This is a genomic window from Streptomyces anulatus (assembly GCF_014650675.1).
In the GTDB taxonomy this organism is placed as follows: Bacteria; Actinomycetota; Actinomycetes; order Streptomycetales; family Streptomycetaceae; genus Streptomyces; species Streptomyces anulatus.
The window spans coordinates 185,453-207,973 of the sequence record NZ_BMVK01000005.1 but is presented as its reverse complement, the minus strand read 5'-3'; the positions used below and the strand labels follow the sequence as shown (position 1 = coordinate 207,973).

The 22,521-nt window shown below is 69.8% G+C and carries 15 protein-coding genes; 5 read left to right on the top strand and 10 right to left on the bottom strand.

All coding sequences use genetic code 11. The annotated features are described in order from the left end of the window. The 3 genes from IE272_RS15065 to IE272_RS15055 are packed head-to-tail and all read left to right on the top strand — an operon-like array spanning position 1 to position 4,543. Complete coding sequence (locus IE272_RS15065; protein WP_190007062.1) at positions 1–963, top strand: DUF6895 family protein; 963 nt, start codon at positions 1–3, stop codon at positions 961–963. Then, positions 948–2,408, top strand: coding sequence for an MFS transporter (locus IE272_RS15060; RefSeq protein WP_190007061.1), 1,461 nt, complete (start codon positions 948–950; stop codon positions 2,406–2,408). The genes IE272_RS15065 and IE272_RS15060 overlap by 16 nt, the downstream gene beginning before the upstream one ends. Further along, positions 2,405–4,543, top strand: a complete 2,139-nt coding sequence (locus IE272_RS15055; protein WP_190007060.1) for a prolyl oligopeptidase family serine peptidase — start codon at positions 2,405–2,407, stop codon at positions 4,541–4,543. Before IE272_RS15060 ends, IE272_RS15055 begins: the two co-directional genes overlap by 4 nt. A 21-nt stretch (positions 4,544–4,564) precedes the next feature. Here the strand turns inward: IE272_RS15055 and IE272_RS15050 are convergent, their stop codons facing one another. The 9 genes from IE272_RS15050 to ngcE all read right to left on the bottom strand — a co-directional run bounded on the left by IE272_RS15050 (position 4,565) and on the right by ngcE (position 16,686). Continuing rightward, on the bottom strand, positions 4,565–6,031 hold the full coding sequence (locus tag IE272_RS15050) for an amino acid permease (RefSeq protein WP_050357142.1): 1,467 nt from the start codon (positions 6,029–6,031) through the stop codon (positions 4,565–4,567). Positions 6,032–6,230: 199 nt separating this feature from the next. Then, positions 6,231–8,144 (bottom strand): 1-deoxy-D-xylulose-5-phosphate synthase, encoded by a 1,914-nt coding sequence (gene dxs, locus IE272_RS15045; RefSeq protein ID WP_050357141.1) that lies wholly within the window; start codon positions 8,142–8,144, stop codon positions 6,231–6,233. A gap of 163 nt (positions 8,145–8,307) precedes the next feature. Then, positions 8,308–9,621, bottom strand: coding sequence for a sugar ABC transporter permease (locus IE272_RS15040; RefSeq protein ID WP_190007059.1), 1,314 nt, complete (start codon positions 9,619–9,621; stop codon positions 8,308–8,310). Beyond that, on the bottom strand, positions 9,618–10,406 hold the full coding sequence (locus IE272_RS15035; protein ID WP_007450432.1) for an ATP-binding cassette domain-containing protein: 789 nt from the start codon (positions 10,404–10,406) through the stop codon (positions 9,618–9,620). The genes IE272_RS15040 and IE272_RS15035 overlap by 4 nt, the downstream gene beginning before the upstream one ends. 280 nt (positions 10,407–10,686) lie before the next feature. Continuing rightward, the gene (locus tag IE272_RS15030) at positions 10,687–11,799 is read right to left on the bottom strand and encodes a sugar ABC transporter substrate-binding protein (RefSeq protein ID WP_056698436.1); all 1,113 of its coding nucleotides are present in this window, start codon (positions 11,797–11,799) and stop codon (positions 10,687–10,689) included. 120 nt (positions 11,800–11,919) lie between these two features. After that, the gene (locus IE272_RS15025; RefSeq protein WP_050357138.1) at positions 11,920–13,119 is read right to left on the bottom strand and encodes an ROK family transcriptional regulator; all 1,200 of its coding nucleotides are present in this window, start codon (positions 13,117–13,119) and stop codon (positions 11,920–11,922) included. A 213-nt stretch (positions 13,120–13,332) separates the two neighbouring features. Next, on the bottom strand, positions 13,333–14,271 hold the full coding sequence (locus tag IE272_RS15020; RefSeq protein WP_057666451.1) for a carbohydrate ABC transporter permease: 939 nt from the start codon (positions 14,269–14,271) through the stop codon (positions 13,333–13,335). Beyond that, positions 14,271–15,191: a carbohydrate ABC transporter permease gene (locus IE272_RS15015; protein ID WP_050357136.1), complete on the bottom strand. Its 921-nt coding sequence runs from the start codon at positions 15,189–15,191 to the stop codon at positions 14,271–14,273. Before IE272_RS15015 ends, IE272_RS15020 begins: the two co-directional genes overlap by 1 nt. Before the next feature lie 49 nt (positions 15,192–15,240). Next, positions 15,241–16,686 carry an N-acetylglucosamine/diacetylchitobiose ABC transporter substrate-binding protein gene (gene ngcE, locus IE272_RS15010; RefSeq protein ID WP_050357135.1) on the bottom strand — a complete coding sequence of 482 codons (1,446 nt, stop codon included), beginning with the start codon at positions 16,684–16,686 and terminating at the stop codon, positions 15,241–15,243. Between the two features lie 505 nt (positions 16,687–17,191). Between ngcE and IE272_RS15005 the strand changes: the two genes are divergently transcribed. Then, positions 17,192–21,076 (top strand): GH92 family glycosyl hydrolase, encoded by a 3,885-nt coding sequence (locus IE272_RS15005; RefSeq protein WP_190007058.1) that lies wholly within the window; start codon positions 17,192–17,194, stop codon positions 21,074–21,076. A gap of 96 nt (positions 21,077–21,172) precedes the next feature. Here IE272_RS15005 and IE272_RS15000 read toward each other — a convergent pair whose 3' ends face one another. Then, positions 21,173–21,790 carry a histidine phosphatase family protein gene (locus IE272_RS15000; RefSeq protein ID WP_050357133.1) on the bottom strand — a complete coding sequence of 206 codons (618 nt, stop codon included), beginning with the start codon at positions 21,788–21,790 and terminating at the stop codon, positions 21,173–21,175. A gap of 96 nt (positions 21,791–21,886) precedes the next feature. Here IE272_RS15000 and IE272_RS14995 point away from each other — a divergent pair, with 96 nt between their 5' ends. After that, a complete protein-coding gene (locus IE272_RS14995) occupies positions 21,887–22,498 on the top strand; it encodes an FxLYD domain-containing protein (RefSeq protein ID WP_190007057.1) in 612 nt (203 codons plus the stop codon). The last annotated feature ends 23 nt before the right edge of the window (positions 22,499–22,521 follow it).

Here is a 22,521-nt window from a genome sequence, read left to right as displayed (position 1 = left end):
ATGACGTCATCCCTCGACCAGCTCTCCGTCGGCACGCTCGACTGGTTGGGAGCGAACCTGGACCACTTCGACCCGTTCGCGGCCGGCGCGGGGACGGCGACGCACCAGCAGGCGGCGAAGGCCGTGCTGGAACTGGCGCTGCTCCGCCACTGCTCGACCTGGACCGGCGGACCCCACGGCGAGCGGCTGGGCGGGGCGACCGCCCTGCTGCGCAAGCTCTGGCAGCGCCCGGAGTTCCCGCGGCTCTTCGACGCCCACCCTCCTTCCGCTCCCACCTACGGACTGGCCTTCGCCGCGCTCGCCCCCGACGGGATCGACGACACGGTGCGCCGGGCCACGCTCGCGCGGCTCGCTCCCGACTTCCTCTCGCCGGCCGGCAAGTCGCCGCTCAAGCGCATGGAGATCCGCTTCTACGCGGACAAGGCGGGTGCGAGCCACACCATCGAGCCGTACGCCGGACTCGTCGGACAGAGCCCGCTCGTCACCCTGACCGCCGCGACGCCGGGGGACGCGGCCGAGGGGGAGGCGGCCGACGGGGACACGGCACCGCTCACCGACTCCGAGGGGTACTCCCTCACCCACGCCGCGTTCTTCCTCGGCGACTACGGGCGGACCCCGACCGGTCTGGACGGGGACGCCCTCGCACACGCGCGGGAGCTGGTCCGCCGGATGCTGGACCACTGCGTCGGGCAGGACCGGTGGGACCTGGCCGCCGAACTCGTCATCTCGCAGTTCATCCTGGGTCTCGATCCGCTGCGCACCCCCTCGGGGGCCGCGGCCGTGGAGTGCCTGGTGCGGGCCCAGCGGTCCGACGGGGCGATACCCGGGCGGTCGGCCGCGCTCATGGCGTCCCCGTCGGCGCCGGCCGGGGAGTTCTTCCGGAAGGCGTACCACACGACGCTGGTGACCGCTCTCATGACACTGGTCCTCTCCTCGGGGAGGCCGTCATGGCACCGCGACTGACCCTCATCAGCCCCGACTTCACGCGGCTCTGGTTCGGACAGGCCGTCTCGTCCATCGGGGACATGGTCTTCAGCACCACCCTGATGCTGTGGGTGGCCACCGTCCTGGCGAAGGACGAGAGCTGGGCCCCGGCGGCGGTGAGCGGCGTCCTGGTGGCGGGCGGCACCGCCGTGCTGGTCGTCGGTCCGATCGCGGGCGTCTTCGTCGACCGCTGGGACAAGATCCGCACGATGCTCGGCACCGAAGTGCTGCGCGGCGGTCTGGTGGCCCTGCTGGCCGCCGTCTCCTTCCTGCCGGCCGACGCGCTGCCGGCCGGGGTGTGGCTCGCCCTCGTCTACGGCACCGTGCTGCTCCTGCACGCCGCCGCCCGGTTCTTCGCACCGGCCCGCTTCACGATCATCGCGGACCTGGTGACCGGTGATGCCGACCGCGCCAGGGCGGCCGGCATCACCCAGGCGACCAGTCAGACGGCCCTGATCGTCGGCCCGCCGCTCGCCGCGCCCCTGTTCTTCACGCTGGGCGTGCAGTGGGCCATGCTCTTCAACGCGCTCTCCTACCTGGTGTCGTACATCGCGATCCGTTCGGTACGGGTGGCCCCCTCCGCCAAGGCTCCGGTCGCCGGGAGCGGCACGGAGAAGGCCGCCGGCCGCCGGTCCGGCGTGCTGCGGGAGCTCGTGGCGGGCCTCCGCTTCTTCGGGCGCAGCAAGTTCCTGGTCGCGCTGCTGGTCTTCGCCGTGATCGGCCAGTTCGGGGCCGGTGCGCTGAACACGCTCAACATCTTCTTCACGACCGAGAACCTCGGGATGTCGGCCCGGCTCTTCGGTTACGTCGGCATGGCCATCGGGGTGGGCGGCATCGCCGGCGCGCTGTGCGCCGGCCGGGTGGTGCAGTGGATCGGGGCGCGGCGGACGACGTGGGTCAGCCTGCTGGTGAGCGGCGCCCTGCTGATCGCCTACTCCCGGCAGACCGGATTCATCGGCGGCATCATCCTGCTCGTCCTGTTCACCATTCCCCTCACCGTGCTGAACACCGCGATGGCACCGCTGCTGCTCTCGGCGGCGTCCGCCGAGTACCGAGGGCGGGTGGTCGCCGTGTTCCAGCCGATGACGCAGCTGGCGGCGATGGTCGCGGCGGCGCTGTCCGGCTGGCTCGCGGGCACCGTGCTGCGGGACTTCGACGGCTCGGTGGCAGGCCTCCGGTTCGGTCCCATCGACACGATCATCGCCGTGGCCGGGCTGTGCATCCTGCTGTCCGGTCTCTACGCCCGCGGCGCCCTGCCCGACGCGGAGGCCGGCGAGGACGGTGAGCCCGCCGGAGGACCGGCCGGTGAGGAAGAGGCCGGAGAGGAAGAGGCCGGTGAGCTCGCCGGACCGGCCGAGGAGGCGACCGCGAAGGCCGCCGCCGCCGGAACCCCCGCCCCACCACGACGAGGGAGCACCGAGTGACCTCCGCAGCCCGACCGGCACAGCACGCATACCCCCGCACGGCCCGGCAGGACGTCGTGGACGAGCTGCACGGGGTACGCGTCCCCGACCCGTACCGCTGGCTGGAGGACGCGACGGCGGACGCGGTGATCCGCTGGGACGCCGAGCAGGAGGCCCTCTACGCGGCGGAGCGGGCGGCCTGGCCCGGCCGGGAGCGCTGGGAGGCGGAGGTGGCGGCGCTCACCGCGGTCGATCGCGCGACACCGCCCAGGGTCCGCGGCGGCAGGGTCTTCTGGCTGCGCCAGGACGCGGGCCAGGAGCATCCCGTGCTCATGGTGGCGGAGCCCGGGGCGGATGCGGGGCGGGTGCTGCTGGACCCCCAGGTCCTCGATCCGTCCGGCCGCACCGTCCTCGACGCCTGGCAGCCGTCCCTGGAGGGCGGTCTGCTGGCCTTTCAGATCTCCCGGGACGGCACCGAGGACTCGCGGCTCCACGTGATCGACGTAGCGACCGGGAAGGTCGTCGACGGGCCGGTGGACCGGGTGCGGAGGTCGTCGGTCGCCTGGCTGCCCGGCGGCGGGGCGTTCTACTACGTCCGGCGGCTGGACCCTCGGCTGAACCCCGGCGAGGAGCAGTACCACCGCCGGGTCTGGCTGCACCGGGTCGGGACCGCGCCCGGCACCGACGCCCTGGTCTTCGGCGAGGGCCGGGACAGGACCCAGTTCTACAGCGTGTCGGTGTCCGTCGACGGCCGCTGGCTCGGGGTCAGGGCCACGCTCGGCACCGGCCGCCGCACCGACCTCTACCTGGCCGACCTGACCGCGGGACCGCTGGAGAGGCCACCGCTGGTGCCGGTCCAGGAGAACACGCCGGCCGCCACCCATCTGCACGTGGCGCCCGGCACCGGTCCGCAGGACCCGGTGTGGCTGCGCACCGACCACGGCGCCGCGCGCGGCCATGTCGTGGCATGCCCGCCGGACGCGCTCCACCGGGGCCCCGAGGCGTGGCGGGAGGTGGTCGCGGGACGTCCCGACGCGGTCCTCACCCACTTCGCGGTGGTCTCGGGACCCGAGCTCGACCACCCGCTCGGCCTGGCCGCCTGGACCCGTCACACGGTGGCGGAAGTGACCGTGCACGATCTGACGGACGGCAAGCAGGTGGCCTCGGTACCGCTGCCGGGCAGCGGCACCGTCGGGGGCTTCGCGGCCGGACCGGCCGGCAGCCACGAGGCCTGGTTCACCTACACCGACTTCGTGACGCCGACGCGCATCCTCCGCTTCGACGGGCGGACGTGCCGCGTGACGCGCTGGGAGCACGGCGCCCGGCACGCGCCGGAGGCCGAGGGCGCGGTCACCCGGCAGGTCGCCTTCCCGTCCCGGGACGGGACGACGGTACGGATGTTCGTGATCTCCCCCACCGGCCGCCCCGACGTGCCGCGCCCGGCCCTGCTCACCGGATACGGCGGCTTCGGCCAGATCATGTCGCCCCGGTACCGGCCCCAGGTCCTCGCCTGGGTCAGGGCGGGCGGCGTCTTCGCCTGGGCGGGGCTGCGCGGCGGCGGCGAGGAGGGCGAGGAGTGGCACCTCGCCGGCAGCGGGGCCAACAAGCAGAACACGTTCGACGACTTCGCCGCCGCCTCCGACCATCTGCTGGCGGCCGGCTGGGCCGCACCGGGCCGGGTCGCGGTCATGGGCTCCTCCAACGGCGGGCTGCTGGTCGGCGCGGCCCTCACCCAGGAGCCCGGGAAGTACGCCGCCGCGGTCTGCCGGGTCCCGCTCCTGGACATGGCCCGCTTCGAGTCGTCGGGGCTGGGGCCCAGCTGGGTGCCCGAGTACGGCAGTGTGCGTGACCCCGCACAGGCGCGGACACTGCTGAGCTACTCCCCGTACCACCGCGTCACGCCCGGCGTCAGCTACCCGGCGGTGCTGCTGGCCGCCTCGGACGGCGACACCAGGACCGATCCGCTCCACGCGCGCAAGATGTGCGCCGCCCTGCAGCACGCCACGTCCGGGGCCGGGCCGGTCCTGCTGCGCCTGGAGCGCGGCGTCGGGCACGGTGCCCGCGCCGTCTCGCGCGTGGTGGCGCTGGAGGCCGAGTGCCTCGCGTTCCTGGCCGGGCAGGTGGGGCTGCGGGCGCCGGGCGGGGCCGCTCCGTGAGGACCCGGCCCGGCGCGGACGTCAGCGGCCCTCCTTGGCCATGCGGCTGTGGGAGCGCCCGTACACGAAGTAGATGATCACCCCGAGGACCATCCAGGCGCCGAAGCGCACCCAGGTCTCCACCGGCAGGTTGAGCATCAGCCAGACCGAGGCGGCCACCGAGGCGATCGGGAGTACCGGCACCCACGGGGTACGGAACGCGCGGGGCAGGTTCGGCTGGGTGCGGCGCAGGACCAGCACGCCGAGGGCGACGATGACGAACGCGAAGAGCGTGCCGATGTTCACCAGGGTGGCCAGCTCCTCGATGCTCGTGAACCCGGCGATGATCGCGATCAGTACGCCGAGCAGGATCGTCGGGCGGTAGGGCGTGCGGAAGCGCGGGTGCGTCTTGGAGAAGAAGCGCGGGAGCAGGCCGTCGCGGCTCATCGCGAAGAAGACCCGGGTCTGGCCGAGCAGCAGGATCATGCAGACGGTGGTGAGACCGACCGCCGCGCCGAAGCTGATCAGCCCGGCGTAGAAGGGGTGCCCGGTGGCCTTGAAGGCGTCGGCGAGCGGGGCGCTGACGGAGAGTTCGCTGTAGTGCTGCATGCCGGTGACCACGATCGAGACCGCCACGTAGAGGACCGTGCAGATGATGAGCGATCCCAGGATGCCGCGCGGCATGTCGCGCTGGGGCAGCTTGGTCTCCTCGGCGGCGGTGGCCACCACGTCGAAGCCGATGAAGGCGAAGAAGACGATGGAGGCGGCGGTGAAGATGCCCATCACGCCGAAGTTCGTGGGTTCGTAGCCGAACAGCAGCTGCACGAGCGGGGCGTCCCAGCCCGAGCCGGCGGGCTGCTTCTCGGCCGGCGGGATGAAGGGCTTGTAGTTCTCGGCCTTGATGAAGAAGAGGCCCGCGATGATCACCATGAGGACCACCGCGACCTTGATCGCCACCACGACGGAGGTGACCCGGGCGGACAGCTTCATGCCGACGACCAGGATGACGGTCAGCACCAGCACCAGGGCGAAGGCCAGGATGTCGAAGCCGAAACCTTCCGCCACATCCGTCCCCGAGAGCACTTCGGGCATCGTCCAGTCGACGTTGTCCATCAGTGAGCGGACGTAGCCGGACCAGCCGACCGCGACCACCGCGGTGCCCAGCGCGAACTCCAGCACCAGGTCCCAGCCGATGATCCAGGCCACCAGTTCGCCCAGCGCGGCGTACGCGAAGGTGTACGCGGAGCCGGCCACGGGGACCGTGGACGCGAACTCGGCGTAGCAGAGCGCGGCCAGCGCGCACACGACGCCCGCGACGGCGAACGCGATGGCGGTGGCGGGGCCCGCCGTCTCCTTGGCGACCTGTCCGGTGAGGACGAAGATGCCGGTGCCGATGATGACGCCGACCCCGAAGACCGTCAGGTCCAGGGCGGAGAGGGACTTCTTGAGCGCGTGTTCCGGCTCCTCGGTGTCCAGGATCGACTGTTCGACGGACTTGGTGCGGAACATGCCGTTTCCGCGGGGTGGTGTGACCTGCGCGCTCACCTGCGATACCTCCACGCATTGGTTGTGAACGCCATTATGGGGGCCGTGCCGCACGTGATCGCGCCATCTGGCCCGTTTCACGCGAATGGGCCGGGAGAACCACCCGTACAGGGGCGGTTCTCCCGGCCCATCGGCCGAACGGAGAGAGGTGAGCGGGGGCGTCCTAGTCGCGGGCGGGCTCCACCGCGCGGCTCTCGAAGCGGCCGTCGAGCTTGGCGACCAGGCCGGTGACCTGTCGGGCGATGTCCGGCGCGGTCAGTCCGATCTCGGCCATGACCTCGCCGCGCGAGGCGTGGTCGAGGAAGACCGGCGGGATGCCGAAGTCGCGCAGGGGTACGTCGACCCCGGCGTCGCGCAGGGACTGGGCGACGGCGGAGCCGACGCCTCCGGCGCGGCTGTTGTCCTCGACCGTGACGACGACGCGGTGGCGCTCGGCGAGCGGGGCGAGCGCCTCGTCGACGGGCTTGACCCAGCGGGGGTCGACGACGGTGCTGGAGATGCCCTGGGCGTCCAGCAGGTCGGCGATCTCCAGGCACATCGGGGCGAGCGCGCCGACGGAGACGATCAGGACGTCCGGGCGGGCGGCCTTCGGCTCGCGCAGGATGTCCATGCCGCCGGCCTTGCCGACCGCCTTGACGGCGGGGCCGACCGCGCCCTTGGAGAAGCGGACCACGGTGGGCGCGTCGTCGACGGCGACGGCCTCACGCAGCTGGGCGCGGACCTGGTCGGCGTCGCGCGGGGCGGCGATCCGGAGCGTGGGCACGCACTGGAGGATCGACATGTCCCACATGCCGTTGTGCGAGGCGCCGTCCGTGCCGGTGATACCGGCCCGGTCCAGGACGAAGGTCACGCCGCACTTGTGCAGGGCGACGTCCATCAGGACCTGGTCGAAGGCGCGGTTGAGGAAGGTGGCGTAGACCGCGAAGACCGGGTGGAGTCCGCCGGTGGCGAGGCCGGCCGCGGAGGCGGCGCCGTGCTGCTCGGCGATGCCGACGTCGTAGATCCGGTCCGGGAAGGCGGCCTCGAACTTGCCGAGGCCGACGGGCTGGAGCATGGCCGCGGTGATCGCGACGATGTCCTCGCGCTCCTCGCCGAGCTTGACCATCTCCTCGCCGAAGACAGAGGTCCAGTCGAGGCCGGAGGTGGAGATCGGCAGGCCGGTGTCCGGGTGGATCTTGCCCACCGCGTGGAAGCGGTCGGCCTCGTCCTGGAGGGCGGGGGTGTAGCCGCGGCCCTTCTCGGTGAGGCAGTGCACGATGACGGGGCCGCCGAAGCGCTTGGCGCGCTGGAGCGCGGATTCCAGGGCCTCGATGTCGTGGCCGTCGATCGGGCCGACGTACTTCAGGCCGAGGTCCTCGAACATGCCCTGCGGGGCGATGAAGTCCTTGAGGCCCTTCTTGGCGCCGTGCAGGGTCTCGTAGAGCGGGCGGCCGACGACGGGCGTGCGCTCCAGGATGTCCTTGCCGCGGGCCAGGAACCGTTCGTAACCGTCGGTCGTACGGAGCGTGGCGAGGTGGTTGGCCAGGCCGCCGATGGTCGGGGCGTAGGAGCGCTCGTTGTCGTTGACGACGATGACGAGGGGGCGGTCCTTGGCGGCGGCGATGTTGTTCAGCGCCTCCCAGGCCATACCGCCGGTGAGCGCGCCGTCGCCGATGACCGCGACGACGTGGTCGTCCTTCTTCAGGACCTCGTTGGCCTTGGCGAGGCCGTCGGCCCAGCCGAGGACCCCGGAGGCGTGGCTGTTCTCGATGACGTCGTGGTCGGACTCGGCGCGGGAGGGGTAGCCGGAGAGGCCGCCCTTGCTCTTGAGCCGGGAGAAGTCCTGGCGGCCGGTGAGCAGCTTGTGCACGTAGCTCTGGTGGCCGGTGTCCCAGAGCACCTTGTCCCGGGGCGACTCGAAGACCCGGTGCAGGGCGATGGTGAGCTCGACGACGCCCAGGTTGGGGCCGAGGTGTCCGCCGGTCTTGGACACCGCGTCCACGAGGAAGGTGCGGATCTCGTCCGCGAGCTGGTCCAGCTCGCCGAGGCTGAGCCGGTCCAGGTCGCGCGGTCCCTTGATGCGGGTCAGCAGATCCACCCGTGCCTCCTTGCGTTTGAGCTGATCGAGCGTGCCGATCCGATGAGTCTAATGTTCCGCTCGCGGCGGCGGGCATCGGGCAGCCCTGTTCGAACGGGAAATGCCCGACACGCGCAGGCGCCCGGCACCCCTGGGGGCACCGGGCGCCTGCGCGGATGTGCGGTCAGGCGCGGCCCGCGGTCTTCTGGGTCTTACGGGTGACGGAGTCGATGACGACCGTGGCGAGAAGCACAGCACCCGTGACCATGTACTGGATCGGGGTGGCGATGCCTTCGAGCGACAGGCCGTACTGGATCGAGACGATCACCATGACGCCGAGCAGGGCGTTCCAGGTGCGGCCGCGGCCGCCGAAGAGGCTGGTGCCGCCGATGACGGCCGCCGCGATGACGTTCATCAGGAGGTCGCCGGTGCCGGAGCCCTGGTTGGCCGCCGCGATCTTGGAGGCCCAGAACAGGCCGCCGATCGCCGCGAAGGTCCCCGCGACGGAGAAGACGGAGATCCGGATCGCGGTGACGTTGATGCCGGCCCGCCGGGAGGCCTCGACGCTGCCGCCGAGCGCGAAGATCTTCCGCCCGTAGGCCGTACGGCGGAGCACGAAGTCCGTGCCGACCAGGACGATCAGGAAGAGGACCAGCGCCAGCGGCAGGCCGCGGTACTGGTTGAACATGTACGCGGCGGCGAAGCCGAACACGGCGATGACGGCGGTGCGCACGAGGATGTCGGCGAGCGGGCGGGCCGGGATGCCGGCCGCCTCGCGGCGACGGGTGTCCAGGAAGGCCGCGGCGAAGTAGCCGACGACCGCGATGGCGGCGAGCCCGTAGGCGGCGGCGACGTCGGTGAAGTAGTACGTGGTCAGCTTGCCGACCACCCCGTCGCCGTCCAGGTTGATCGTGCCGGAGTCGCCGAGCAGCTGGAGCATGAAGCCGAGCCAGAACAGCAGGCCCGCCAGGGTGACGGCGAAGGCGGGCGCCCCGACCCGGGCGAAGAAGAAGCCGTGGATCGCGCCCATCACCGCGCCGCTGACGATGGCGACGAGGATCGCCAGCCATTCGTTCATGCCCTGGGTGACGCTGAGCACCGCGACGAGGGCGCCGGAGACACCGGAGACGGAGCCGACGGAGAGGTCGATCTCGCCGAGCAGCAGGACGAAGATGATGCCCACGGCCATCATTCCGGTGGCGACCATCGTGGTGGCGATGTCGCTGATGTTCTTCGCGGAGAGGAACTCGGAGTTCATGCTCTGGAAGACGATGGCGATGATCGCGAGCCCGACGATCACCGGGATCGAGCCCAGGTCGCCGCCGCTGATCTTGCGCTTGAACTCGGTGACGTAGCCGCCGAGGCCCTGCTCGCGGATGAGCAGGCGGGGGTCGATCACCGTGGCGGCGCCCTCGGCCGCGTCCGGGTTGCCGACCGGCGGCGCGTCGGCCGTGGCGTCGGCCTTGTCCAGCGAGGTGGCGGACTTGTCGGTGGTCACTTGGAAACCTCCGCGTTGCGCGCCGCACGTCGGGTCACGGCGTTGTCCGTGGCGCCCGTGATGGCGGAGATGATCTCTTCCTGGGAGGTGGTCTTCACATCGAAGACACCGTTGTTCCGGCCCAGCCGGAGCACGGCGACCTTGTCGGCGACGGCCTTCACATCGGCCATGTTGTGGCTGATGAGGATGACCGCGTGGCCGCGCTCGCGCAGTCGCTCGACGAGGTCGAGGACCTGGGCGGTCTGCTCGACGCCGAGGGCCGCGGTCGGCTCGTCGAGGATGACGAGCCGGGGCTCGCCGAGCATCGACCGGGCGATGGCCACGGTCTGGCGCTGGCCGCCGGAGAGCGAGGCGATCGGGATGCGGACGCTCGGGATGCGGATGGAGAGCGTGGACAGCAGCTCGCGGGAGCGGCGCTCCATCTCGACCTCGTCCAGGATGCCGAACCTGCGCAGCTCCCGGCCGAGGTAGAGGTTGCCGACGACATCGATGTTGTCGCACAGCGCGAGGTCTTGGTAGACGGTCGCGACGCCGAGGTTCTGGGCGTCGTGCGGCTTGTTGATCTGCACGGCCCTGCCCTCCCACTCGATGACGCCGTCATCGATGGGGTGCACTCCGGCGATCGTCTTGACCAGCGTTGATTTACCGGCGCCGTTGTCGCCCACCAGGGCGACCACCTCGCCGGCGTGGACCTCAAGCTCTACATCGGTGAGTACCTGGACGGCACCGAAGCGCTTGGAGACCCCTCGCAACGCCAACACGGGCGTAGCGGACACATGAACCATCTCCTTCGCCGCCTGACCGGCGGGGATGCCGCGCCCGGGGGAAGGCGCGGCGGTGTCGAGCACAGAGAGAAAAGCGGGGTGAAGCGTTCCGTCCGACGCCCCGCCCGGTAGCGGGACGGTTGGTGTGCGGGGCGCCGGACAGGCTTCGTGGCGCGCGTGCGGGCCGGGGTGCGGCGGGCACGTGCGCGGGCGGCGGTGCCGCCGGCGCCCTCGCGGGAATCGCGGGGGCGGGGCGGCGGGCGGGACCCGGCGGCTCGGGGGCGGGCCGGGTCCCGGGTGCCTACTTCAGACCGATCTTGTCGCAGTCGGCCTTGTACTTGGCCGAGCAGATCTCGTCCAGCGTCCAGATGCCGTCCTTGATGACGGTGTCCTTGATGTTGTCCTTGGTCAGCGAGACGACCGGGACGAGGACCGTCGGGATGCCCTTCGCGGAGGCGCTGTCGACCTTCGAGGTGGCGATGGAGTCGAGCTTCTCGCCCTTGGCGAGGGCGACGGCCATCTCCGCGGCGACGATGCCCTCGGCCGGGTAGGACTTGTAGACGCTCATGAACTGCTCACCGGTGACGATGCGCTGCACGCCCGCCAGTTCGGCGTCCTGGCCGGTAACCGGCGGGAGCGGCGAGAGACCGGCGCCCTTGAGGGCGGTGATGATGCCGCCCGCCATGCCGTCGTTGGCGGAGTAGACGCCGTCGATCTTGTCCTTGCCGAGCGCGGTGATCGCCGCTTCCATGTTGGCGTTGGCGTTCTCCGGCTTCCACTCCTTGGTGTCGTACTCCTTGCCGTACTTCACCTTGCCGTCGAGGACGGACTTGGCGCCCTTCTTGAAGAGGGCGGCGTTCGGGTCGGTGATCGCGCCGTTCATCATCACGATCGTGCCGCCGTCGGCCTTGTCGCCCAGGGCCTCCAGCAGGGCGGTGCCCTGCGCGCGTCCGACCTCCTCGTTGTCGAAGGAGGTGTAGGCGTCGATGGGGCCCTCGGCGAGGCGGTCGAAGGCGACGACCGGGATGCCCGCGTCCTTGGCCTTCTTGACGCTGTTCTCGATCGCCTTGGCGTCCACAGCGCCGATGATGAGCGCGTCGACCTTGTTGGTGATCATCGTGTCGATCTGCTGCGACTGGGTGGTCGCGTCCTGCTTGGCGTTGTTGTAGGTGACCTCGGCCTTGCCGTTGGTCAGCTCGCTGATCTTCTTCTCGATGATCGGCCGGTCGAACTTCTCGTAACGGGCCGTCTGGTTCTCGGGAAGGAGCAGACCTATCTTCAGGTCGTCGCCCTTCTTCTCCGAGCTCTGTTCGGCCTTGTCGCCGGACTCCTTGGCGCTCCCGCAAGCGGCCAGCGAGATCGCCATCGTGGTGGCGGCAACGGCAACGGCGGCACGACGCATACGCGTGTTCATTCTCGAACCTCCCTGACGAGGCCGCGACGTTGCGGCCGAGGTGGCTGGAAGTCAACTCGGCCCCAGCGTCAGCGTCAAGGAGTAAATCCTTAACGAGATGACAACGGTGCCATTCGTTATCTAAGTGAAGGCAGGAGTCGCCGTGGGGAGGGTGCCCTCCAAAAGGGTTGAATCCCCCATCTCGCTCAGCACCAGGGCGAGTGCGCCCAGGACTTCGGCACGCCCGCCGAGCGCGCCGGGCAGCACCGAGAGCTGTCGCGCGGCGCTGGGAATCGCGTAACGCGACACGGAGTCCCGTATGGGCCCCAGGACCAGCTCCCCGGCCTCCGCCAGCGATCCGCCGAGCACCACACGGCTGGGGTTGAGCAGGTTGCACAGGTTGGCCACACCGCTGCCTATGTGGCGGCCCACGTCGCCGATCACCCGGCGGCAGCCCGGATCGCCCTCCCGCGCCAGCTGGACCACCCGCTCCATGGTGAGCCCGGGGCCGTGGCTGGGCTGGAGCAGCGGCAGGACGTAGCGGGCCGCGGTGAACGTCTCCAGGCAGCCCCGGTTGCCGCAGCGGCACACCGGGCCCGACTCGTCGAGCGTGATGTGCCCGATCTCGCCGGCCGTGCCGCCGGGGCCCCGGTAGATGGTCCCGTCGATCACCAGACCGGCGCCGACGCCGCTGGCCACCTTGATGTACGCCAGGTCCTTGACGCCCCGCCCGCTCCCCCAGACCAGCTCGCCCAGCGCCCCGAGGTTGGCGTCGTTGTCGACGTACACGGGCACGCCGAGGCGGCCGGAGAGCTCCTGGCTGGGGTTGATGCCCGTCCAGCCCGGCAGGATCGAGGTGGAGCCCAGGGTGCCGGACTCGACGTCGATGGGCCCCGGTACCCCGAGACCGATGCCGATCACCTTGTCCGGGCCGATCCCCGTGGCCGCGATCAGCCGCTTGACCAGCACTTCCGCCCGGTCGAAGCCCTCGGCGGACGAGGCGTCGACGTCCAGCGGCTCGGACTCCTCGGCGAGCACCTGGTGGGCGAGGTTGCCGACGGCGACGCGCAGGTGCGTATGGCCGAAGTCGACGCCGATGACGATGCCGGCGTCACCGCTGAGGGAGACGCTGCGGGCCCGCCGGCCGCCCGCCGAGGTGGGGGTGACCTCGACCGTTCCGCCGTCCTTCAGCTCCCGGACGATATTGGAGACGGTGGCCGCGGAGAGCCCGGTGCTCCGGGCGATCTCCGCCTGGGTGAGCGATCCTGCCATCCGTACGGCGCGTACGACCCGCTCCAGATTGGCCCTGTGCAGCGATGTCTGCGACCCGGGAGTCTCCATCGACTCATCCACTCCTGCCCTTGGCGGGCGGTCCTGAAGACCGCCCCGGCCGGGGCCGCAGCGATGAGACCCCGGCTTCCTCCAACATGTGAACTCTAAGCTGACCGTTCGGGGGTGCCTCCCGTCAAGACCTGAGCACCCGCGCACCCCGCAACGGCCCGGTGCCCCGGCGGAGGAGTCCGCCGGGGCACCGGGTTGTTGTGGATACGTGACCTACTTCAGGGCGCCCGCCGTCAGACCGGAGACGACCTGGCGCTGGAAGATGATGTACGCCGCCAGCACGGGCAGCATCGCGATCACCAGGCCGGCGAAGAGGCCGGAGTAGTCGCCCTTGTAGCCCTGGCTGGAGGCCAGCTCCACCAGGCCCTGGGCCAGTACCCGCTTGTCCGGGTCGGTGTTCAGCACCGTCGGCAGCATGTACTGGTTCCACTGCCCCAGGAAGTTGAAGATGCCGACGCTGATCAGGCCGGGCTTGGCCATCGGCAGCATGACCTGGAAGAACGTACGGGTGTGCGAGGCCCCGTCGATGATCGACGCCTCCGCCACCGAGGTCGGCAGCGTACGGAAGAACGAGGTCAGGAAGAACACGGTGAACGGCAGCGAGTACGCGATGTACACGAGGATCAGCCCGTGGATCGTGTTCAGCAGCCCCATGTTGTCCATGACGTAGAACAGCGGGACCAGCGCCAGCATGATCGGGAAGCTCATGCCGCCGACGAACAGGAAGTAGATGAACCGGTTGCCCGGGAACTCGAAGCGGGCGAGCACGTAGGCGGCCATGGACCCGAGGACCAGGGTGCCGGTGAGCGACCCGCCGACCACCAGGATCGTGTTCAGGAAGTACTCGCTCATGTGGGCCTGGCTCCAGGCCCGGCCCCAGCTGTCGAAGTTCAGCGAATCGGGCAGCGACCACGGCGTGTTGAAGATGTCCGCGTCCGTCTTGAACGAGGACATCACCGCCCAGAACAGCGGCAGGACGACCATGATCGCCCACAGGATCAGCATCCCGTGCGAGAAGACGTTGAGGACCTGGCCCTCGCTCTTCTTCGCGGGGGCCGAGGGGCTCTTGCCCACCGGCCCGGTGCGCTGGGCGGGCACCTTCGTCGCTTCGGCGCCGGAGGGCCCGGAGGGAGGGGTGTCAGTGGTCTTCATCAGAACTCCAGCCGCTCGCGCCGGCCCACCCGCATGACGACGGCGGCGAACGCCAGCGTCACGATGAGCAGAGCGACACCGATCGTGGTCGCGTAGCCCGCCTGTCCGTCACGGAACGCCGACTGGTACACGTACAGCGGCAGGACGGTGGTCGAGTAGTCGGGCCCACCGGGACCGACGCTCATGATGTGGACGATCGCGAAGCCCTCGGCGCCGAGCGCCAGGATGCCCATGTAGACCCACCCGGACTGGACCGTGTCCCACAGCAGGGGCAGCGTGATCCGGAAGAAGGTCGTGAAGCGGCTCGCCCCGTCCAGCAGGGCGGCTTCGTAGAAGTCCTTGGGGATGGAGGCCATGCCCGCGGAGAACAGCACCACGAAGAAGCCGGTCGTGCACCAGACGAGGACCGCCATGATGCACCACAGGGCCAGCTGCGGATCGCCCAGCCAGTCCGGTACGTCGTTGATCCCGACGGCCTTGAGCGTGCCGTTGATCATGCCCTGGGCCGGGTCGAAGGCGAACTGGAACAGGATGGCCACGATCGCGATCGAGAGCACCTGCGGGAAGAAGTACGCGATCTTGTAGAAGCCCGAGCCCCGTACGCCGGTGACGGCGGCGCCCTTACGGCGCCGCCCGCCCACGTTGAGCATGAAGGCGAAGAAGAGCGCGAGCCCCAGCGTCACCAGCGGCAGCAGCACGGCCAGCAGCACGCTGTGCTGCAGCGATTTCCAGAAGATGTCGTCATCGAGCATCTTGGTGTAGTTGTCGAACCCGACCATCTTGAAGTCGGGACTCAGCCCCGTCCAGTCCGTGAACGAGTAGTAGATGGACTGGATGAAGGGCCAGATGACGAAGATGACGTACAACGCCATCGGGACCACCAAGAACCCGACTATGAACCGGTATTTACCGTGTTGCATCGTTACCGACTCCGACCTTCCCGTGCTGCCCGCCGCTGGTGACGCGTGGTCACTGGTGCTTGAAGTGCTTGATGGACTGGTCCTTGGCGGTCGCGTCGGCGAAGGCCTGGATCTTCTTGATGGTCTCGGCCGGCTTGGCGCGGCCGGCCATCATCTCGCCGAGCGCGGCGACACCGATCTGCTCCTTCTGGAGCTTCACGTACCAGTCCTGCAGGCGCGGGTTGACCACGTTGGTGCCGGCCTTCTCCAGCGCGGCGACACCGGACTTCAGGCCGTCGGACAGCTCGATGCCGTCCGTGCCGCCGTTGAAGGCGGAGAGCGACTTGGTGCTGGTGGTGAAGGACTTGGAGGAGGCCTCGCTGAGCATGATGCGCAGCTGCTCCATGCCGCCCTCGGGGTTCTTCGCCTTGCTCGGGACGATGAACGGCTCGCCGCCGGACGCCCAGAGCGTGCCGAAGGGCAGCTTGTCCGAGGAGTCGAGGCTGGAGGGAGCGCCCACGGACAGCTTGAAGTCCTTGGGGATGATCGCCGCTTCCTCGTTCTCGACCCAGGAGCCGTTCGGGATGAACAGCGCCTTGCCGCGGGCCCACGCTCCCTGGGAACCGCGGTGGTCCAGGCCCGGGGTGCCCTTGAGGATGTAGTCCTTGGCGACGAGCTCGTAGTACGCCTCGAAGGCCGCCTTGACCGCCGGGTGCTCCCAGGCCTTCGGCTCCAGGTTGTCGATCGCGTCGAGGACCTCGACGCCGCCGATCTTGGCGATGAAGGGGTACAGCGAGAAGGGGAGGTAGTAGGGGTGCTTGCCGGGGTAGGTCCAGCCGGCGATGCCCTCCTTCTTCGCCTTCGCGCAGAGCGCGAGCATGTCGTCCCAGGTCTCCGGGTACGCGGAGTCGAGCTTCTCCAGCGCGGTCTGCGAGTACCAGACGCCGTAGACCGTGTACGCGTAGTACATGATCCAGACCGGGTCGCCGTCGAACTGGCCCATCTCGATGATGCCCGGCCGCAGGGTGTCGCGGACCTTCTTGGCGGGGTCGTCGATGGAGGGGGCGTCGAGCAGCGGGGTCAGGTCGGTGAGCTGCTTCTTGCCGACCAGGACGCCCATGTCCATCTGCTGGGCGCCGGAGTTGTCGATCAGGTCCGGCGGGGTACCACCGTTGAACCGCGGCTGAAGAACCGACTGGATCTTCTGCGTCGCGGAGAACTTGACCTTCGCGTCGGGATAGGTCTTCTCGTAGACGGCCTTGGCGTCCTCGGCGTACTTGGTGCCGAAGCCACCGTCGAAGATGACGATGTCCAGCGGTGCGCTGCCGTTGACGGCCAGCGGGTTCTTCTCGGTCTTTTCGCCCTTTTCGACCTTGTCGTCGCTGCCGCTGTCGCCGCTCGCGCAGGCGGACAGGAAGCTCATCGTCGGAACAGCGATCAGGCCGAGTGCGGCAGAACGCTTGATCAGATCGCGACGGCCAAGGCCCTCATTGTTGTGGGCGGAGGTGGATCCCATGCTCAAGTCCTCGCCTTCTCCAGGACTCAGGCGGTGTACCGGTCACCCGTCGAAAATTCGCCTCAGGCGAAGGGCCCCGCCACCGCGGTCAGTTGCGCTTGGGTCATGCGGATATGCAGATGTACCGGACGGGCCGGTGCAGTGGGGATGCCGGGAGACCGTACAGCGAGGACACCCCTGGCGTCCTCGCAACCGTCCCTGTTTCCCCCGCGCGCACGTCCGCGTGAAGCGGCCGTGCAGGTGCCGACAGGTATAGTCCACTTGTCGCCAACTGAGCAAGATCGAATGCAGGTTTGGGCGGCAGTCTTTCCCGAGTTGAGACCTCACGGACACCTCGGCACCCCGCGCCCTCTTCCCGCGGCGGCTATTTCCCCATTCCGGCCGATTCGCCGACGAGCCCCGCGACAACACCCTTGACACGTCGCGCCACTTGGATCCCTACTGGACCTTGCATCCCGCTATGACAACGTTGTCCATGCATTTTCCCGGGGAGGAACGGCTCGGCATGCAGCCACCACGCGGCCTCAATCACAGATCCGACCAGGCCCCTCAAGCGGCCCCCCGCCCGGCCTCCCGCCGGAGACGGACCCCCACAGCAGCCGCCCTGGCGGCTTCCCTCGCCCTGGTGGTGATCGCCCCCGCGGTCGCCACCGCCCAGCCCTCCTCGCCGGACAGGAAGCCGTCCGGCGACCGGACGTTCAGCACCTCGTTCGAGGCGGACGAGAGGCAGCCGGACTGGCGCAGCACCGTCGAGGAGGGGCCCGACGGCAAGAAGCGGTCCTCCGGCGTCGACGGGGGCTTCTCCTCCGGCATACCGGGCAATGTCACCGACCGGGTGACGGAGCTGCGCGCGAGCGCCGAGAACACCGCCGGCGGGGAGGTCAAGGAGAACCTCGTCGACGTCGAGCCGGGCTCCAAGTGGCTGACGTTCAAGCCCACCGGCTGGGTCGAGTTCGATCTGGACGAACCGGTCAAGGTCGTGACGTACGCCCTCACTTCGGCCAACGACCACGCCGAGCGCGACCCGAAGGACTGGACGCTCCAGGGCTCGGCGGACGGCAAGGAGTGGACCGACCTCGACACCCGCACCGGCGAGACCTTCGCCAAGCGCCACGAGACGAGGACGTACGACTTCTCGGGCGACACCGCTTACCGGCACTTCCGGCTGGAGATCACGAAGAACAACGGCGCGTCGGACGCGCTGCAGCTCGCCGACGTTCAGTTCTCGAACGGTGACACCTCCGCGCCGGTGCCCGACGAGATGCGCAGCCAGCCCGACCGCGGTCCCTCCGGCTCCCCCACCGCGAAGTCCGGGGCCGGATTCACCGGAAAGAAGGCACTGCGTTACGCGGGCACCCACACGCCCGACGGACGTGCCTACTCGTACAACAAGATCTTCGACGTGAACACGGCCGTCACCAAGGACACCGAGCTGTCCTATCTCGTCTACCCGCAGATGGGCGAGACGGACCTGAACTACCCGGCCACGCACGTCGCGGTGGACCTCGCCTTCACCGACGGCACGTACCTGAGCGACCTGAAGGCGACCGACAGCCACGGCGGGCTCCTGACGCCGCAGGGCCAGGCGGACGCCAAGCGCCTCTACGTCAACCAGTGGAACAAGGTCGCCGCCCGCCTCGGCACGGTCGCCGCGGGCAAGACGGTCGACCGGATCCTGGTGGCGTACGACTCCCCCAAGGGGAAGGCGAAGTTCCAGGGCTGGATCGACGACATCACGATCGCCCCGAAGAAGCCGGAGAAGCGCAAGGCGCATCTGTCGGACTACGCGCTGACGACCCGCGGCACCAACTCCAGCGGCGGCTTCTCGCGCGGCAACAACATTCCGGCCACGGCCGTCCCGCACGGCTTCAACTTCTGGACGCCGGTCACCAACGCCGGCACCACCAGCTGGCTGTACGACTACCACCGGGGCAACAACGCGGACAACCTCCCCACGCTCCAGGCCTTCGCCGCCAGCCATGAGCCGAGCCCCTGGATGGGCGACCGGCAGACCTTCCAGCTGATGCCGTCGGCCGCGAGCGGCACCCCGGACGCGTCCCGCACCGCCCGCGCGCTGCCGTTCCGGCACGAGAACGAGACGGCGAAGCCGCACTACTACGGCGTCACGTTCGAGAACGGCCTCAAGGCCGAGATGACGCCGACCGACCACGCGGCCCGGATGCGGTTCACGTACCCCGGCAAGGACGCGAGCCTGGTCTTCGACAACGTCTCGAACGACGGCGGTATCACCCTCGACCCGAAGACCGGATCCTTCTCCGGCTACTCGGACGTCAAGAGCGGCCTGTCCACCGGGGCGACCCGGATGTTCGTGTACGGCGTCTTCGACGCGCCGGTCACCGACAGCGGCAAGCTGAAGGGCGGCGGTGGCGACGACGTCACCGGGTTCTTCCGCTTCGACGCGGGCAAGGACCGCACGGTCAACCTGCGGCTGGCCACCTCGCTGATCGGCGTCGACCAGGCGAAGCAGAACCTGGCCATGGAGATCCCGGAGTCCACCTCCTTCGACCGGGTGCAGCGCAAGGCGCAGAGCGCCTGGGACGACATCCTGGGGACGGTCGAGGTCGAGGGCGCGAACGCCGACCAGCTGACGACGCTCTACTCCAGCCTGTACCGGCTCTACCTCTACCCGAACTCCGGCCACGAGAAGGTGAAGGGCAAGAACAGGTACGCCAGCCCCTTCTCGAAGGCGACCGGTGAGAACACCCCGACGCAGACCGGCGCGAAGATCGTCGACGGCGAGGTGTACGTCAACAACGGTTTCTGGGACACCTACCGCACGACGTGGCCCGCCTACTCCTTCTTCTCCCCGAAGAAGGCCGGCGAGCTGGTGGACGGTTTCGTCCAGCACTACAAGGACGGCGGCTGGACCTCGCGCTGGTCCTCCCCCGGCTACGCGGACCTGATGACCGGCACCAGCTCGGACGTGGCGTTCGCCGACGCGTACGTCAAGGGCGTGAAGTTCGACGCCGAGGCGGCGTACGACGCGGCGCTCAAGAACGCCACCGTGGCCCCGCCGTCCTCGGGCGTCGGCCGCAAGGGCCTGGAGACCTCGGTCTTCACCGGCTACGCGGACACCGAGACCCACGAGGGCCTGTCCTGGTCGCTGGAGGGTTACGTCAACGACTACGGCATCGCCCGGATGGGCGAGGAGCTGTACAAGAAGACGAAGAAGGCGCGGTACAAGGAAGAGTCCGCGTACTTCATGAACCGGGCGCAGAAGTACGTCAAGCTCTTCGACGACAAGGCCGGGTTCTTCCAGGGCAAGAAGCCGAACGGCGACTGGCGTCTGCCCTCCGGCGAGTACGACCCCCGCGTCTGGGGCTACGACTACACCGAGACCAACGGCTGGGGCTACGCCTTCACCGCCCCGCAGGACAGCCGGGGCCTGGCCAACCTGTACGGCGGCCGCGACGGGCTCGGCAAGAAGCTGGACACGTACTTCTCGACGCCGGAGACGGCGGGCCCGGAGTTCGTCGGCAGCTACGGCGGCGTCATCCACGAGATGACCGAGGCGCGTGACGTACGGATGGGCCAGTACGGGCACAGCAACCAGGTCGCCCACCACGCCACGTACATGTACAACGCGGCCTCGCAGCCGTACAAGACGCAGGAGAAGGTCCGTGAGGTGCTGGGCCGGCTGTACGTCGGCAGCGAGATCGGGCAGGGCATCCACGGCGACGAGGACAACGGCGAGCAGTCGGCCTGGTTCCTCTTCTCCTCGCTCGGCTTCTACCCGCTGGTCATGGGCAGCGGGGAGTACGCGATCGGCTCGCCGCTCTTCAAGAAGGTGACCGTCCGCATGGACAACGGCCGCAAGCTGGTCGTGAAGGCCCCGAAGAACAGCGACAGGAACATCTACGTACAGGGCGTGAAGGTCAACGGCAAGAAGTGGACCTCCACGGCGCTCCCCCACGACGTGCTGGCCAAGGGCGGCACGCTGGAGTTCGACATGGGACCGAAGCCGTCGGCGTGGGGCACGGGCAAGGACGCGGCCCCGGTCTCCGTGCAGAAGGACGACAAGGTCCCGACGCCCAAGGGCGACGCGCTCAAGGGCGACGGCGCGCTGTTCGACGACACCTCGGCCACCTCGGCGACGGTCGGTTCGGTGGAGCTGCCGGTGCCCTCGGCGACGAAGGGGATCCAGTACACGCTGACGTCGGCGGCTGCCGACAAGGCCCCGAAGGGCTGGATGCTCCAGGGCTCGGCCGACGGCGAGAAGTGGACGGACATCGACCGCCGCTCCGGCCAGTCGTTCGCCTGGGACAAGCAGACCCGGGTGTTCTCGGTGGACAGGCCCGGCTCGTACGAGAAGTACCGGCTGGTGCTGACGGGTTCGGCGACGCTCGCGGAGGTGGAGCTGCTCTCCTGATCGTGACGCGGTGAGCGCCGGCGGCCGGTACCCCGAAGGGCGGGGTGCCGGCCGTCGGCGTTCACGCCTGCTGGAGGCGCTCGGGCAGGACGGAATTCAGTGCGGCTGGAGGCTTTCCGGCAAGGCCACGTTGAGCGCGGCGACGACCGGCCGGCCGTGTTCGGTGCCGAGCCGGGACAGGGCGCCGGTGGCGAGCTGGAAGAGCCGTCCCTCGGCCGGGGTCAGGCCGAGGTAGCGGGCGGTGAGGACGCGCAGGAAGTGCGAGTGCGCGACGAGCGCGATGTCCGCGCTCCCGATTCCGTCGGCGGCGGACCGGACGCCCGCGAGGACCTGGTCGGCCCGCTGCCCGATCTGTTCGGGGCTCTCGCCGGGGTGCTCCTCCGAGCCGGGGTCGACGCCGTCGGTCCACAGGTTCCAGAAGGGCCGGGTGCGGCGGATCGCCGGGGTGGTGATGCCCTCGTAGCCGCCGTAGTCCCACTCCCGCAGCTCGGGGGTGACCCGGGGATCGGGGAGTCCGGCCAGTTCGGCGGTGCGGCGGGCCCGGATCATCGGGCTGACGAGGGTGAGCCCGATGTTCCGGTCGGCCAGCAGCGGGACGAGCGCGCGGGCCTGGCGCTCCCCGACGTCGGTGAGGGGGAGGTCGGTGTAGCTGGTGTGCTGTCCGGAACGCGACCACTCGGTCTCGCCGTGCCGGATGAGGATCAGCTCGCCCATGGGTCCGTTCGCTTTCTGTACAGGTGGCGCGGGTGGTGCGGGTGGGGCCCCGTACCGTAAGTCCCTCACTTGATCCTTTTCCCGTGGGGGGACCGCATGTCCGACTACTTCCCGCCTCCGCCGCCCGAACAGCCGCAGCCGGAGCACCCGGCTCCGGTGGGTGCGTCGCCGCCTTCGCCGTGGGCGGCCCCCGCCGCACCGCCGGGAAAGCAGCGTACGGGGCTGATCGTGACGCTCGCCGTGGGCGGCGGGCTGGTCGTGGCGGGGGCGATGGTGGCGCTCGTCTACGCGTTGATGGACTCGGTCTCGGACTCCATCGCGCTGCCGCCCGAGCGGTCGGACGCGCCCTACTCCGAACCGTACGACGAGGAGCCGTACGCCGAGGAGCCGTCCTACGAGGAGCCGGTGGAGCCCGACGCGGCCGGGCCGCCCGCCGAGAAGGACGTCACGGTCACGAAGTGCACGCGCGACTCCCTGATCGGCTGGCCGCACGCGGACCTGAGGATCGTGAACAGGTCCGGGAGTCCGGCGGCGTACATCGTGTCCATCACGTTCGTGGACGCGGACGGCACGGTGGTGTCCGACGGCGTCGCGACCACCGAGGAGGTCGCCCCCGGCGCGTCGGTCGAGGTGAGGGCCCAGGGGTCCGGCGAGGTGGCCGCGGGCACGGAGTGCCGGATCGCCGAAGTCGACCGGCATGCGCTGTGACGGCCCGTCAGTCGGCGGTACGC

Coding starts and splice junctions, on each gene's coding strand:
- IE272_RS15065 (WP_190007062.1), top strand. CDS start 1: ATGACGTCATCCCTCGACCAGCTCTCCGTCGGCACGCTCGACTGGTTG.
- IE272_RS15060 (WP_190007061.1), top strand. CDS start 948: ATGGCACCGCGACTGACCCTCATCAGCCCCGACTTCACGCGGCTCTGG.
- IE272_RS15050 (WP_050357142.1), bottom strand. CDS start 6,031: ATGTTCCGCACCAAGTCCGTCGAACAGTCGATCCTGGACACCGAGGAG.
- IE272_RS15035 (WP_007450432.1), bottom strand. CDS start 10,406: ATGGTTCATGTGTCCGCTACGCCCGTGTTGGCGTTGCGAGGGGTCTCC.
- IE272_RS15030 (WP_056698436.1), bottom strand. CDS start 11,799: ATGAACACGCGTATGCGTCGTGCCGCCGTTGCCGTTGCCGCCACCACG.
- IE272_RS15025 (WP_050357138.1), bottom strand. CDS start 13,119: ATGGAGACTCCCGGGTCGCAGACATCGCTGCACAGGGCCAATCTGGAG.
- IE272_RS15020 (WP_057666451.1), bottom strand. CDS start 14,271: ATGAAGACCACTGACACCCCTCCCTCCGGGCCCTCCGGCGCCGAAGCG.
- IE272_RS15015 (WP_050357136.1), bottom strand. CDS start 15,191: ATGCAACACGGTAAATACCGGTTCATAGTCGGGTTCTTGGTGGTCCCG.
- ngcE (WP_050357135.1), bottom strand. CDS start 16,686: ATGGGATCCACCTCCGCCCACAACAATGAGGGCCTTGGCCGTCGCGAT.
- IE272_RS15005 (WP_190007058.1), top strand. CDS start 17,192: ATGCAGCCACCACGCGGCCTCAATCACAGATCCGACCAGGCCCCTCAA.
- IE272_RS15000 (WP_050357133.1), bottom strand. CDS start 21,790: ATGGGCGAGCTGATCCTCATCCGGCACGGCGAGACCGAGTGGTCGCGT.
- IE272_RS14995 (WP_190007057.1), top strand. CDS start 21,887: ATGTCCGACTACTTCCCGCCTCCGCCGCCCGAACAGCCGCAGCCGGAG.